11 protein-coding genes are annotated in these 13,728 nt (G+C 55.7%); 1 reads left to right on the top strand and 10 read right to left on the bottom strand.

Features of this window, described 5'->3' with window-relative positions:
• Positions 1–98: 98 nt before the first annotated feature.
• Positions 99–1,196 carry a GGDEF domain-containing protein gene (locus IYV58_RS17430; protein ID WP_004122194.1) on the bottom strand — a complete coding sequence of 366 codons (1,098 nt, stop codon included), beginning with the start codon at positions 1,194–1,196 and terminating at the stop codon, positions 99–101.
• Between the two features lie 813 nt (positions 1,197–2,009).
• On the opposite strand from IYV58_RS17430, the gene IYV58_RS17425 reads away from it, so the two are divergent.
• Positions 2,010–3,641 carry a mechanosensitive ion channel family protein gene (locus IYV58_RS17425; RefSeq protein WP_112166260.1) on the top strand — a complete coding sequence of 544 codons (1,632 nt, stop codon included), beginning with the start codon at positions 2,010–2,012 and terminating at the stop codon, positions 3,639–3,641.
• 10 nt (positions 3,642–3,651) lie between these two features.
• Here the strand turns inward: IYV58_RS17425 and IYV58_RS17420 are convergent, their stop codons facing one another.
• The 9 genes from IYV58_RS17420 to IYV58_RS17380 form a co-directional block, all read right to left on the bottom strand.
• Positions 3,652–4,653: an HAD family hydrolase gene (locus tag IYV58_RS17420; protein ID WP_195729158.1), complete on the bottom strand. Its 1,002-nt coding sequence runs from the start codon at positions 4,651–4,653 to the stop codon at positions 3,652–3,654.
• Positions 4,650–5,663, bottom strand: a complete 1,014-nt coding sequence (locus IYV58_RS17415; RefSeq protein WP_195729157.1) for a BatD family protein — start codon at positions 5,661–5,663, stop codon at positions 4,650–4,652. The genes IYV58_RS17420 and IYV58_RS17415 overlap by 4 nt, the downstream gene beginning before the upstream one ends.
• Positions 5,660–7,177 (bottom strand): VWA domain-containing protein, encoded by a 1,518-nt coding sequence (locus IYV58_RS17410; protein ID WP_195729156.1) that lies wholly within the window; start codon positions 7,175–7,177, stop codon positions 5,660–5,662. The genes IYV58_RS17415 and IYV58_RS17410 overlap by 4 nt, the downstream gene beginning before the upstream one ends.
• The gene (locus IYV58_RS17405; protein WP_004122177.1) at positions 7,174–8,151 is read right to left on the bottom strand and encodes a VWA domain-containing protein; all 978 of its coding nucleotides are present in this window, start codon (positions 8,149–8,151) and stop codon (positions 7,174–7,176) included. The genes IYV58_RS17410 and IYV58_RS17405 overlap by 4 nt, the downstream gene beginning before the upstream one ends.
• Positions 8,144–8,584, bottom strand: a complete 441-nt coding sequence (locus tag IYV58_RS17400) for a DUF4381 domain-containing protein (RefSeq protein ID WP_195729155.1) — start codon at positions 8,582–8,584, stop codon at positions 8,144–8,146. The genes IYV58_RS17405 and IYV58_RS17400 overlap by 8 nt, the downstream gene beginning before the upstream one ends.
• On the bottom strand, positions 8,585–9,490 hold the full coding sequence (locus IYV58_RS17395; protein ID WP_142983194.1) for a DUF58 domain-containing protein: 906 nt from the start codon (positions 9,488–9,490) through the stop codon (positions 8,585–8,587).
• Entirely contained in the window at positions 9,490–10,488 is a 999-nt protein-coding gene (locus IYV58_RS17390) for an AAA family ATPase (protein ID WP_195729154.1), read from the bottom strand. The genes IYV58_RS17395 and IYV58_RS17390 overlap by 1 nt, the downstream gene beginning before the upstream one ends.
• Complete coding sequence (locus IYV58_RS17385) at positions 10,485–11,780, bottom strand: anaerobic sulfatase maturase (RefSeq protein WP_142469074.1); 1,296 nt, start codon at positions 11,778–11,780, stop codon at positions 10,485–10,487. The genes IYV58_RS17390 and IYV58_RS17385 overlap by 4 nt, the downstream gene beginning before the upstream one ends.
• Before the next feature lie 91 nt (positions 11,781–11,871).
• Positions 11,872–13,464: an arylsulfatase gene (locus IYV58_RS17380; protein WP_004122160.1), complete on the bottom strand. Its 1,593-nt coding sequence runs from the start codon at positions 13,462–13,464 to the stop codon at positions 11,872–11,874.
• Positions 13,465–13,728 lie beyond the last annotated feature (264 nt).

Genomic DNA, 13,728 nt, shown 5'->3' with positions numbered 1-13,728 from the left:
TTTTTTTGCGAACACTAAACGCGCCGTTGGTTGATATAGGGCGATGAATACTGGAATTATGTACTGGCGTCAGCAGGGCACTTTTTGCCGCGACATGATCATCTTTTTGCTGCGGAAACCTGGTTACGTCCGGCCTGTTTTGCTTTGTAGAGCTCCTTATCGGCTTTTTCTGCCAGTACGGCAAATGAATAACCCTTGACCCATTGGGCAACGCCAAAGCTGGCGCTGAGCCAGGGCGAAAGTTGAGAACCCCGATGTGGGATCTTCGCTTTTTGAATATTGGTACGAATGCGTTCTGCAATCATCACGGCTTCAGCCATTTCATTGCAATGAGTCAATATGACAAACTCTTCTCCGCCAAAGCGAAACGCAGTGTCAGATGTTTTACGTAATGACTGGTTGATGCATTTCGCAACGCTTAATAAACATTCATCACCGGCAATATGCCCATATAAATCGTTATATTGTTTGAAATAGTCGATATCCATTATGATCATGAATAAATTACCACCTGAGTGCGGCAGTCGTTGTGCCTGTTCCTCAAAATGGGTTAACAGGCTGCTTTTATTTAACAATCCCGTTAAGGCGTCACGATGAGCAAGGTGGGTGAGTTTTTTAATGAGTAGATTCTTTGCGTATTCACTTTGTTGGGTTCGGGTGTACCATTCAAGCAATATGTAGCGAGCGGTTATCACGACAATGAAAATAATGACAGAACCAGACAGTTGCAGAAAGTTAAATTTATCATAAGCGGTGATTTCGCTTAACAGCATGGCGATGCTGATCGGTACGCTAAATAATAGCAATACAGTGCCGGAGATATAAAAGGAGATGGTGGCGGGTAACAGCGTGCTGATGAGCAATGAAAGCGTTAATGAAGGGTTATTGTAATGTTTGACCATCATATAGAACATGGCGCCCCAGAGGATGCCTTGTAGTAGCGCGTATGTCGGTAGCAACCTGGCGAGATATTTTCTGGAGATCAACGCCTTTAACGTAAATCCCAGCGCTGAAAAAAGCGTGGTTGCTATACATAGCATATTCATCACCTCCCGATAAAAGTCATTCGGGGTATGTATAAAATTGTTCAAAATCAACCACAAGCAAAAAACGATGTTAAGGCTCAGGAACCAGACCAGGTTCCATGAGTTAACAATATCCAGGTTTTTATGGTTTTCATTCGTCGTATTAATCATGAACCGATCTCGGTGGCGCAGAAGAGAATAATGTCTATATCCGTCATATCTTCAAATTACCTGTGCGTTGGCTTTGTTACTCAGCTTATCCATGAGCCTCGGCCTTACGGGGCGCCATGACACAGCGTTCAAATCTGTTCCAGACAGATTTGTCATTCGCCCCAGCACGTAGTTATCTATGCTCCAGGTGACTAATGAGAGGCTCCTGCCTCTCACCGACTTCCAGCCTTCGCTGGTCAAATTTGTTGCCGACGAATTTGTCACTTCAATGCCGCCTTTAAGCAACGCGAATTATTTAGGGTATAAATATAACCAGTTATGGCCCGGATGGCGAATCTCGTTCGTTGTTGAAATCCAATAATAAACATATTTTTATTATAAAACTCACGCCATCCTGATTAACTGACGATGACGGCGTCAACTACCCTCATACAGGGGATTATTCTGCAACGCTTACCGTGAGTATCACTATGACTTTGGTGGAAATGAGTTAATACCTCTCATATTTAACGGAGTCCCTTGCCTTTAAAGCGAAAGAGGTCATCGTTAAACGGACAGAAGATCTGTACTTTATCAAACCAGGGCAATCACCGTCTGTCTGGCTGCTGACGGGACTTTTGGGTTAAGGTAAATCGTAAAGTACGGATAATGAATATTGGTAGAGATATATTATTTAATTTCCAGGTTGCGTATCTGAAACGCAAAAAAGTGACGTGTTCTTGAATTCACGCCGCTCTGGTCTAAGCTCAAAAAGGCGAAAGCGTGTCGGGTTGTTGTAGCATAAAACAATAAATCTCTCTGTAGGTGAAGGTCATGAACAGGGCAATTTCCCGGGTAGTTCTGTGGTTTTTTGTTTTGATGGCTTATCCTCTACAGGCCGCGGAGCCACGTCAGGCACCTTCAGCGCAAGAACGGGCCCGAACGGTTTATGTTTTCCACCAGCCGATAGTGATGCTTCAGGCGAAGTTTGGCTTAACCACGCCGGAAGAGCGCGTACTGCGCATTCGCAATACCCTGCGCGGCTTTAGCCGTGAAGACGTGGCAAAGCCCCTGACTATTGTCCCGGTGACTCGATATAACCAGGCGGGACGCCTGATCGTGATGAACGGCAAACCGGTGATGCTGCTGGTGGAGGCGGATCTCGACGAAGGCGACGATCTCACCCTCGACCAGGCGGCATCTCGTGTCTTAACCCGGCTGGAAGCCCAGCGAAAGGCGCTAAGAGACCAGTACGATCACCGCAGTCTGGCGCTTTCCGCACTAAAAACCACCGTTGGCGTGGCGGCGTTACTGGCGCTCTGGTTCGTTCAGTACCGATCCTGGCGCTGGGTGCGCCGGGTTTATCGGCGCAAAATAATCGATAATAAAGGGCTTATTCCCCAAACCTGGCGACGCTTTTTAGGTGAGGTTGAAAGCCGTCTGTACGCGCTACTGATGCTACTGCTGGGTATCACCGCGATCTATGTTTTGCTCCGCTGGGCCTTCAGCCTGTTTCCCTGGACGCGCGTCTGGGGCGAGTCCCTGGGCGACTGGTCGATACGTATCGTCAGCCAAATCTCTTACTCCATCGTCTCAGCGCTGCCGGGACTGCTGGTGGTGCTTATTATCTTTGTGATGACCTCCGTCATCCTGAAAATCCTCAAAGTGGTGCTAAACCAGGTTGCCACGGGACGCCTGTATATTCCCGGCCTGCATCCGGAAACGGTGGGGGCCACGCGCAAGCTGATTGCGGTAATCGTCTGGCTGTTTGCGCTCTCCGCTGCGTATCCCTTCCTGCCGGGGGCCAACTCGCTGGCGTTTAAAGGCATTAGCGTCTTCTTCGGTCTGATGCTCACGCTGGGGTCCGCGGGGGTAATGAATCACGCTATGAGCGGGCTGGTGCTGATTTACTCCCGGGCGCTGCGCAAAGGCGATGTGATCCGCATTGCCGAAAACGAAGGGCGGGTGACCGAAGTCGGGATGCTGGCGACCAAAATTGTAACCCGGGAAAACTACGTTATTACGCTGCCCAATGCGGTAGTGGTCAGCGGCAAAATTACCAACCTTAGCGTGCAAAACCCCGACGGCAGCGTCAACCTGACGCTCAACGTGACGATTGGCTACGACACCCCGTGGCGGCAGGTGCACAGCATGCTGGAGCTGGCGGCGCGGCGGGCGAAGTGCGTCGATCAATCCATCGCGCCGCGGGTGCGCCAACTGGCCTTAATGGACTGGTACACCTCCTACGAGCTGCAGGTCAGGCTGCTGCCGGTTGAGCAGAACGGTCCGGGTGATGGCCTGATGGCTGGGGCGCGCACCGAGATGCACAGCCTGATTCAGGACGTATTTAACGAATTTAACGTGCAAATTATGTCGCCAAACTTTGTGCTGCAACCCAATGAACCGGTGATGGTGCCCAAAGAGAAATGGTTTACCGCTCCCGCACAGCCGCCTGGAGAGGGGTAAACCTGATGGATTACTGCGCGGTTTTCGCCGGGCACTGCGCCGGGTCGAATACCGTTTTCCAGTCTTTTTGCATATCGACCACCACCCAGCCTCTCTCTTTGGCCTCTTTTAAGCCTTCCACCAGTTTACCGCTGGCCGGTGGATGGCTGTCGTAGGCGTATTCGCGCGCCGCATCGGTATGGTGCACCAGCAGCCCGAAGGTTTTGTAATCCGGGTTGCTGGCGGTGTACTGCATCATCGCCAGGTCGCCATCGCTGTTGCCAAAAGCCGCTACCGGGCGCTGACCCATAAACAGATGGATCGCCACCGGTTTGTTCGCCACATCGTCATTAAAGGCACCCTGCATAGTTTTGCGTATTTGCGAGCCATCTTTGGTCAACGAGAACTCGCCCAGGGCGAACGAACCGACGACCTGTTCCGGCGGAATGCCGTACATCTTCTCAGACAGCACGCGCATAAAATCGATGCCGCCGCCGGAGATAATCCACGTCTTAAAGCCATTTTCGCGCAGGTAGTCCAGCAGCTGACGCATAGGCTGATAGCCCAACTGGTTGTACTGACAGCCAAACCGCGGGTCTTTGTGCGTATCGACCCAGCTGGCGACGCGTTGAGTGAACTCGTCGGTGGTGATATCGCTGTGGGTCAAGGCCAGCAGCTTGAGCAAGCCTTTTTCGCCCGCGGCCGCCACCGTTTTCAGATCGTTTTTCAGCGCCGCGCTGACCAGCGGATCGTTTTGCCATTCAGGATGTTCAGGCGCAAGACGCTTAACCTCATCCAGCACGAACTGGATCTGGAAGGTCATCGGCGCTTCTGGCCACAGGGTGCCGTCGTTATCAAACACCACGTAGCGCTTTTCCGGCGGGATAAAAGAGTGGCTTTTAGCATCGGTGGCATTGTGCACCCAGGTTTCTATGGCCCGTTTAGCCGCCGTGTCGTTCCAGGCGGAAAGCGGAGCCGCCGCCGCGCCGCCGCACAGGCTCACTAATAACATACCGATCAACGTACCCTTCATCGAGAACTCCTTTTTTCAGGGACCAGATCCGGCAGGGATGTGGGATGCCAGAAACGGTGCCATTGGTGATAAACATACCGGGCGCTCTGCGACAGCGTACGGCGAAACATAAACAGCAGCGCGACCGTCGCAGCCAGCACCGCGACCCACAGTGACAGCAGACCCCACGAGGTTGGCGCCTGGCCTTTGAGCGCCGCTTCCGCACCCGCGTTCGGCGCCGGGGCAATCTTGTACTCACTGCCCGGCAGTTCGGCGGTTTGCCACTGCTGATGGGCGGTATCCCACCAGCGTAATTTTATCGGCGGAAGGGCAACGGTACCGGCTTCCACCGGCAGATAGCGCAGCGTTTCGACGCGTTGGGCGCCGCGGATATCGCCGCGACCTGCCGTCACCAGAGTATTTTGCGGCGATAAACGTTGGGTGTGCGTGCCGGGAATGGCGTACAGCAGCGGCGGGATCTGCGTTGCAACGGCGTCGTCGGCGACCACCGTTACCACACGCTCAATCACATCTCCGGCGTGCAATTGTCCATCATCGCCGCTGTGGAACAGGGTAATTTTTTGGCTCAGCGACAGGCTGGCGGCGGGCAGGAAATGGTCCGGCTGTTGTACATCGTCAGGCCAGCTTACCGCCTTATCTAACGCCGGCAGTTTTACCGTCACCGGCGCTTGTCCGGCTCCGGTAAGCGTCAGCTCAAAGGCAGGAATATGCAGCTGCCCCTGATCCCAGGCCGTTACCTGACGTTCCATACGAATACCGCTCCAGCTGGTGCCGCCCTCATGACGGGTGAGCAGCTGATTGGGTTCGGTGGTGGTCAACAATGCGCCATTTTCAACAGGGAAATCAGGCCACTGCGGCGGCGGGTTAAACCAGCTATCGGTCCAGAAGGTCACGGCGATGCGCACCGGCTGACCGGGAGCAACGTGCTCTGGCGCAATAAGCTCGCGCGAAACCGTTATGGCCGCCTGACAGGGCAGCGTGGCAATCAGTAATAACCACAGCAGCTTCATTGTTGATCTCCTGACTGGGTGCGATAGAGGTTTTCCAGCAGGCCGGAAGGCGAAACGCTGAGATTCTCATACCACTGGTTCACCTGCGGGTTGCCTCCGACCTGCGGCTGAATATCTTTTTGCTCAACGCCTTCCTCGGGTTTGAGATCGTGTTTGATCTCATCCGGTTTATAGTCCTGCTCCTCGCTCTGCGCCGACTGGCGGTCGCGCTCTTTTTGCCGCAGCTGCATGATGATGGCGGCAATCTTCGCCCGGTTGCCCTGCGCCAGCTGCCAGTCAGGCCGCAGGCTGAGCGCCCGGTCATAGCTGTTGAGCGCCTGCTGCCACAGCTTTTGCTGCGCGTAGCTGTTACCGGTCCACAGCAGCGCTTCTGGCGTTTGTTCCGCCTGATGGAAAGCGGCGGTGGCGGCGGGGTAGTTCTCCGCCCGATACCAGGCGATCCCCTGCCGCAGCGGGTCGGTAAAACGCTGCGCGGCGGTGGTGTAATCCCCGCGTGCGAACGCCTGTTGCCCTTGAATATCGGGGCTGATCCACGCATCCAGCCATGACGCGGCGTGCCCGGCGGGCTGCCACATCAACAGCGGCGCGATAAGCAGCCAGCAAAAAAGCTGGCGTCGCCACAGCAGTATGATGATCAGCATGGGAATGACCGCCAGCCAGCCGCTGTTGCGCCAGTGTAGATCGATGCGCGCGTTGTTTTGCGCGCTGACGGACTGCTGTATATGGCTGCGGATTGCCGAAAAATCGCTGTCGTCCGACGTCACCAGGGTGACAGGAATACCGCCATCGCGGATCTGCTCAAAGCGCGCGACGTTAAGCCGGGTATCGGTGCCGCGACTGGCATACTTCTCCGGCAGCGTCCCGCCGTGGGCGGTGCCGGGAACCCAGATTTGCAGCGGTAGCGACTGTTTTGTCAGCCAGCGCGCATCGCGCTCATCGATATTATCCGCCACCAGAATGATGCTGCGCGGCGGCGAGGGCATATTTTTCATCGCCAGGGTCAGGGCCGCCTGTAGCCCTGATCCTTCACCTGCCGGAAGCAGGGCGGGGGACTGGGCATGCAGGAACAGAGTGTAAAAATCCTGATCGACGGTCAGCGGCGTGGTGAGCCACGCGCCGGACTGATACACCACCAGGCCAAAGCGGGTGCCGGGCATCTGCGCCATCAGCGACAGGATTTTACTTTGCATCCGCTGGTGACGGCTTGGCGCCAAATCGCTTGCCAGCATGGCGTTATCCTGCTGCAACACCACCATCACATTACTTTGCGGGGTTAACGCCGCGGGAAGCTGACGCTGCCAGGCAGGACCGGCGAGGCCGATAATCCCTGCCATCATCAGCCACGGCAGCGCGCGGGTTATTTTTCGCGGCTGATTGACGATAAGCGCACGGGCAAGCGGCTTATCCATCATACGTACCCAGGCGCTGCGTCCGGCGGACGGCAGCCACCACAGCGCGAGGCACAGCGGTAACAGCACTAAAAACCAGGGGTGTAAAAAGTGGAAGTCGCTCATGCGCTTTCCTCCCTGAGGACGCGATAAAGGGCGAACGCCAGCAGCAGCAACAGCGCGGCGGCAAGCGGCCAGCCAAACAGCGGCTCGCGCCAGGACCAGCCGATACTTTTAACCTGCACCGGCGTGATAGCGTCAATTTCCTGCCATACGGCGTCCAGCGACGCGCCGCTGCTTTCGGCAGTCCACGCGCGTCCACCGGTCATCTGCGCGATTTCGGCGAGCAGCGGCAGGTCGACTTTATCGTCCCCGGTGCTGTTCACGTCGCCAAAAGCGATGGTGTGCACCTGTACGTGATGCGCGGCGGCCAGTTTGGCGGCAAGACGCGGCGTCAGCTGTGAAGCGGTATCATTGCCGTCGGTGAGAATAATCGCCAGCTTACTGGCGTCGGCGTTTTGCGCGGAATCGAACAGTTTCACCGTGACTCCCAGCGCGTCGCCGATCGCCGTCTGCTGCCCCACCATGCCCGGCGATAGCTGGTTGATTCGGGTTTCCAGCGCCTGTTTATCTTCGCTAATTGGCGCGAAGGGCCATGCGCCGTTAGCAAAAATCACCAGCCCAATTCGGTCGGACGGGCGGGCGGCGACAAATTTTTTCACCGAGGCCTGTACCGCTTCCAGACGGGTGCTGCCTCCGGCGACATCGTTTTTCGCCATCGAACCAGAGACGTCTAAAATCAGCATGATGTTACGCATCGGTTTTTCAATATGCTGCGGCGGGGTGAGCCATTCCGGACGCGCCATGGCGCAAACCAGCAGCCCCCACACCAGCCAGAACACCACGGCGGCAAGCTTACCGCTGCGCACAGGCTGGCTGTTGGGCTGGATCTCGTGGATAAGCGCGGGTAAAAACGGCACGCGCACGTATTCCTTTAGCGGCCGCGCTTTAGCCATAAAAAAGCGGCCCACCAACGGCAGCAGCAGCAGCAGCCAAACCCAGGGCCAGACAAAGTCCACGCGAGAGAGATATTCAGACATAGGGTAATCGCTCTATCCATGCATGTAACTGCGCACGCAGACGCGCGTTATCGTCGTCATTCAACTGGTTTTCACGCTGGCAATAGCGCAGGCTAAGCTGTTCGCGCAGCGCGTCGTCCAGCGGCACCTGTTGCAGGCATTGCGTCGGGTTGGACGCGGCGCTTATCGCTTCGCGCGGGTGATGAACCAGCAAAATGCGTTTAATCAGCAGCAGCCAGCTATCGGCGGTATGCGGCTGCGACAGGGCGCTTAGCGCCTGGCGACGCCAGACATTCCGCCGCCAGCGGGCGTAGCGAAACAGGGCGACGGTCAGCCCGGCAAGCAGAACCAGGATGCTGAGCACAACCCAGCCCGGCGGCAGCGGAAACCAGGAGGGTGAACCGGGCAGCGCCGGCTCCGCCAGATGGGGGACGGTAAAACCTTTCTCCAGCATTCAGACACCTCGCTGTAGCTGTCGCAGGAGATCGCGGGTGACCACGATTTGATTGACCCGCACGCCAAGCCGGGCAAGACGCGTCTCCTGCTGCGCCAGCCGGGCGGTGACGCTATGCACGATCTCGTCGCGGCGGGAGGGGGAAAGGGAGAAGGTTGCCTCCTGGCCTTCGTAACGCGCGGCAAGCTGGCCGTGGGTCGGCAGCCGCAGATGGAGATCGTCGAGCGTCACAAAGGCGCTGATCTCCCCCCGGCGGCGCAGCGCGGCCAGCAGGGCATCGCACTGGCTACCCATATCGTGAAAATCGCTTATCACCGCAACCCAGCTCCCGGTAGGGATCAGCGGCAGGCTGTGGCGCAGCATATCGGCCAGCGACAGCGGATTTGGCGCTTCATGAGGATAGGCCTCGGCGACGGCGTGGTTATACTCGACGATGTCGTCCAGAAAGTGGGGCAGGGTCGCGTTCGGTGGACGACAGGCGCGCAGCGCGTAGTCTTTGTCGCCAAACACCGCGCCGCCCAGACGGTCACCGTCGTGCCAGCTGCGCCATGCCAGCAGCGCGGCAATTTTTGCCGCCGCCACCGATTTGGTCTGGACGCGGGTGGAAAAAAACATATCCCGACGCTGATCGACAAGCAAAAAGACCGGCCGCTCTTTTTCTTCATTGTACAGGCGGATCCACGGCGTACGCATACGCGCGGTGGTCTGCCAGTCCATCAGACGAACGTCATCACCGGGCTGGTAGCGGCGCAGACTGTCAAAATTAAGCCCGCGACCTTGCTGGCGCGAAATGCGCTCTCCGGCCAGCGCGTTGGGCGGGATTTGCCCTGGCGGATTGATAATAGAACGCGCCTGCGCCGCCAGTTTTAGCAGGCTACCACGCGAGACGCGGACGGCATCGCTCATTACGCCACCACCGCGTCGAGCAGCATTTGCACCGCATCGTCCGGGGTGCAGTTGTCGGCATTGGCCTGGTAGCTCAGCATCAGACGGTGACGTAGCACCGCAGGGGCTATCTTTTTGATGTCTTCCGGCATAACGGCGTCCCGGCCTTCCAGCCATGCCTGGGCGCGGCCGCAGCGCTCCAGCGCCAGCGTCCCGCGTGGACTTATCCCAAAGGTCAGATAGCTTGCCAGGGTATCGCTGACGTTTTTAGGGTGACGACTGAGATCCACCAGATTGACGATATAGTTTTCAATCGTTGGCGCGACGTGAACTTGGGCAATCGCCTGCCAGCACTCGGCAATCTCCTGCTGCGTCAGCATCAGGGTTTCGGCGGCGGCGCTCGGCTGGTTTTGGCTCAACTGCTGGTATTTTTGCTGCTGCTCGGCGCGAACCAGCTGCATCACCTTCTGTTCATTCTCTTTTGAGGGATAGCTCACCAGTACTTTCATCAAAAAGCGGTCAAGCTGGGCCTCCGGCAGGGGCCAGGTGCCTTCCTGATCCACCGGGTTTTGCGTGGCGAGAACCATAAACACCCCCGGCAGCGGCCAGGTTTTGCCCGCCACGGTCACATGGCGTTCTTCCATCGCTTCCAGCAGGGCAGACTGAACGCGGGCGGAGGCGCGGTTGATTTCATCGGCCAGAATCAGGTTGCCAAACACCGGGCCGGGGCGGAACGTAAACTGGTCCTCTTCGCGGGTGGCATTTTGCTGATAAATCTCGCTGCCGGTGATATCAGAAGGGAGCAGGTCGGGGGTGAACTGAATGCGGCGATACTCGCCCTCCACGCGGCGGGCGAGTTCGCGCACGGCGCGGGTCTTCGCCAGCCCTGGCAGCCCCTCCAGCAGAACGTGTCCATCGCAGAGCAGGGCGATTATCAACATGCGCACCAGCTCTTCCTGACCCAGCACCTGCTGGTTCATTTTCTGCTCAAGTTCTAATAGCTTCTCGCGCTGCATCATCGTTTTAATCCTGAATAGTCACGTTTGATTAAGGTGGCTAATCCCACCAGCATCGGCTCGGCGTAGTTGAAGAAGGCTTTGATGCCCGGGCACAGATAGTTGAGACCCGTTTCGCCGTCCGGCGCGCGCACGATGCGGTTTTTCGGACACTCGCCCCAGCACATTTTTAAATACGGGCAGGCCTGGCAATATTTCGGCAGCGTATCGCGCTTGCCCATGCCAAAGGCTTTCTGCCGCTCGGAGAACGCCAGGTGTGACAGTTTCGTATTAGCGATATTGCCTATCTGGTATTCCGGGTAAACGTAGTGGTCGCAGGAGTAGATATCACCGTTTTTTTCAATCGCCAGCCCTTTGCCGCAGAATTCGGAGTGGGTGCAGATTTGCGCGGGCATGCCCAGCGTTTGCGCCACCGCCGTTTCAAACAGATTGACCTGAACGCGGCCTAAATCGTTGTTAACCCACTCCTCGAACACCGCAATCAGGAAGTGGCCCCAGTCATCCGGGTCAACCGACCAATCGGTCACGACAGAGTCGAGATCGCCGGGGCGAGCGCGGCGGCTACCGGTCAGCGGAATGGTGTCATCGCGCCAGAACTGCGGGGCGGTCTGTTTAAAATCAACCGGTTCCACGCACGGGTTAAACTGTACGTAGGTCGCGCCCAGTTCCTGGGTCATAAAGCGATAGACTTCAAGCGGGTAGCGGGCATTGGTGCGGTTGACGGTTACCAGGGCATTAAACGGTACGCCGTGACGCTTAAGCGCCTCAACCCCGGCCATCACCTTATCAAAGGTCGGTTTGCCGCTACGCGTGACGCGGTAGCGGTCATGAAGTTCCCGTGGGCCATCAATCGACAGACCCACCAGAAAATGATGTTTTTTGAGAAATTCAGCCCATTTATCGTTCAGCAAAACACCATTTGTTTGTAAGTCGTTCTCGATGCGCTGGCCGGATTTTTGGTACTGCTTTTGAAACTTAACCACTTTTTCGAAAAATTCGAGCCCCATCAGGGTCGGTTCGCCGCCCTGCCAGGAGAAGACCACCTGCTCACCGTCTTGCCCTTCAATATACTGGCGAACGAACTGTTCAAGCGTCTCATCGCTCATGCCGGTATGCCTGTCCTGGTGCAGCAGATCTTCTTTGTGCAGATAGAAACAGTAGGAACAGTCAAGGTTACAGGTCGAGCCGGTAGGCTTGGCCATTACGTGGAAGCGACGCTTATATTCAGGGCCTTTGCCGTTATATTTCTCGGCAGACGGTAATGCGGTAACGGGTAGTGTTGTGCTGTACTTCATCGTATGCCCCTGAGAAGTGATAACAAAAAGGTGAACTGATTTTTATCATCCAAAGCGGACAGGCTGCTTTAGCAACCTATCCGAGGTGGCGTTATTTATTAATACCGGAACCCTGCTCAAGCATGGCTGAAGCATCGGAAATGGTGAACGAACCTGGTTTCTGACGCGGTGGGAACTCTTTGAAGGTGGCCAGCATCTCTTTGGCATATTTCTGCGCACCGCCCATCAGGAACAGACGATCGTAGAACCATGAGTTGTAGCCCATACCGTCGCTGCCTTTCTCCAGCGGATCGATCTCCAGATCGAAGATCATTGGCGTACGCAGTTTGGTGAACGGATATTTCCACAGATCCAGACCGGTGTGCTCCTGAATCATAAAGTGCGCTTTCCAGCGGCCATAGCGCATCGCCAGCAGGTCGCCGTCATCACTCCAGTAGAAGAATTCTTTACGCTGGTTGTCGCCTTTACCCTGCAGGAAGTCGAGCTGGTTATAACCATCCAGATGTACCTTGTAGGTCATCGAGGTCGTCTTATAGCCTTTCAGCAGTTCATCTTTGATGTTAGCGTCCCCGGCGGCTGCGACCAGCGTTGGGAACCAGTCGTAGCTGGCGAACATGCCGTCAATGATGGTGCCCGGCTTAATATGCCCCGGCCAGCGAACCATGGCAGGTACGCGGAAGCCGCCTTCCCAGCCGGTGTTTTTCTCACCGCGGAACGGCGTCTCACCCGCATCAGGCCAGGTGGCGGTCATCGGGCCGTTATCGGTGGTGTAAACGAGAATGGTGTTATCTTCGATGCCGAGATCTTTAATTTTCTGCAGCACTTCACCGATCATGGCATCGTGTTCAACCATACCGTCGGCATAGGTCCCCAGACCGGTTTTACCGATGCTGCCGTCTTTCAGGTGGGTTTTGTTGTGCATACGGGTGGTGTTAAACCAGGTAAAGAATGGCTTACCGGCTTTTACCTGACGTTCCATAAAGTCGTTATTGGCAGCCAGCGTCTCTTCATCGACCGTGCCCATACGTTTCACGGTCAGCGGACCGGTATCTTCAATCTTGCCGTCTGCGGTGCTCTTAATTACGCCGCGCGGACCGAATTCTTTACGGAAGGCCGGGTCTTTTGGATAGTCCGGGTTCTCCGGTTCTTCTTCGGCGTTCAGGTGGTACAGATTGCCGAGAAACTCATCAAAACCGTGCGCGGTAGGCAGGAATTCATCGCGGTCGCCGAGGTGGTTTTTACCAAACTGACCGGTGGCATAACCGAGCTGTTTAAGTGCCGTGGCAATCGTAATGTCTTCTTTTTGCAGACCCTGCGGCGCGCCAGGCATCCCAACTTTACTCATCCCGGTACGGAACGGCATCTGGCCGGTAATAAACGCAGAACGGCCGGCCGTTGAACTTTGCTCAGCATAATAGGAGGTAAACTTAGCGCCTTCTGCGGCAATGCTATCAATATTCGGCGTTTTATACCCCATGGTGCCCTGGTTATAAGTGCTCAGGTTCCAGTAACCAATATCATCACCAAAAATAACGACAATATTCGGTTTTGAGGTATTTTGTTTGGGGGCATTTTCTGGTGCGGTGGCTGTCGCTGGTGCCGCATAAGCGCTGGACACTGCGCCGGCTGCTAAGGTTAACAGGCTGGCGAGCATTGTCCTTTTGAAAGGCACTATATATTGCATTGGGTGAGCTCCGTTATTAGGAAAGCGATTTAAGTATAGACATGGCGGCGATTCTGCAATTTCAAATATCAATAAAAAGACCTGCTGCGGATGGGTTAGGCCAACGTCCTACGTTAGATATCTGAAGTCTTAGCTTAAATTGCTGAAGATTGTGTTTTTTGAGATTATGGGTTTTCGCAGATCAAAGCGACTGCTCATTTATTTATTAATAAATTTGATAATTTAATATTCCAGTAAAACGTTTGAGGGACGAAGATCGTGCGT

It is taken from the genome of Klebsiella sp. BDA134-6, assembly GCF_015601345.1.
Classification (GTDB): Bacteria; Pseudomonadota; Gammaproteobacteria; order Enterobacterales; family Enterobacteriaceae; genus Klebsiella; species Klebsiella grimontii.
Note: the sequence above shows the minus strand (reverse complement) of the source record. Positions and strands in the feature narration are given on the sequence as shown.

Bases quoted from the DNA above. Each gene is read 5' to 3' on its own strand.
- IYV58_RS17400 (WP_195729155.1), bottom strand. From the start codon at position 8,584: ATGCTGGAGAAAGGTTTTACCGTCCCCCATCTGGCGGAGCCGGCGCTG.
- IYV58_RS17380 (WP_004122160.1), bottom strand. From the start codon at position 13,464: ATGCAATATATAGTGCCTTTCAAAAGGACAATGCTCGCCAGCCTGTTA.
- IYV58_RS17385 (WP_142469074.1), bottom strand. From the start codon at position 11,780: ATGAAGTACAGCACAACACTACCCGTTACCGCATTACCGTCTGCCGAG.
- IYV58_RS17425 (WP_112166260.1), top strand. From the start codon at position 2,010: ATGAACAGGGCAATTTCCCGGGTAGTTCTGTGGTTTTTTGTTTTGATG.
- IYV58_RS17410 (WP_195729156.1), bottom strand. From the start codon at position 7,177: ATGAGCGACTTCCACTTTTTACACCCCTGGTTTTTAGTGCTGTTACCG.
- IYV58_RS17415 (WP_195729157.1), bottom strand. From the start codon at position 5,663: ATGAAGCTGCTGTGGTTATTACTGATTGCCACGCTGCCCTGTCAGGCG.
- IYV58_RS17405 (WP_004122177.1), bottom strand. From the start codon at position 8,151: ATGTCTGAATATCTCTCTCGCGTGGACTTTGTCTGGCCCTGGGTTTGG.
- IYV58_RS17395 (WP_142983194.1), bottom strand. From the start codon at position 9,490: ATGAGCGATGCCGTCCGCGTCTCGCGTGGTAGCCTGCTAAAACTGGCG.
- IYV58_RS17420 (WP_195729158.1), bottom strand. From the start codon at position 4,653: ATGAAGGGTACGTTGATCGGTATGTTATTAGTGAGCCTGTGCGGCGGC.
- IYV58_RS17430 (WP_004122194.1), bottom strand. From the start codon at position 1,196: ATGATTAATACGACGAATGAAAACCATAAAAACCTGGATATTGTTAAC.
- IYV58_RS17390 (WP_195729154.1), bottom strand. From the start codon at position 10,488: ATGATGCAGCGCGAGAAGCTATTAGAACTTGAGCAGAAAATGAACCAG.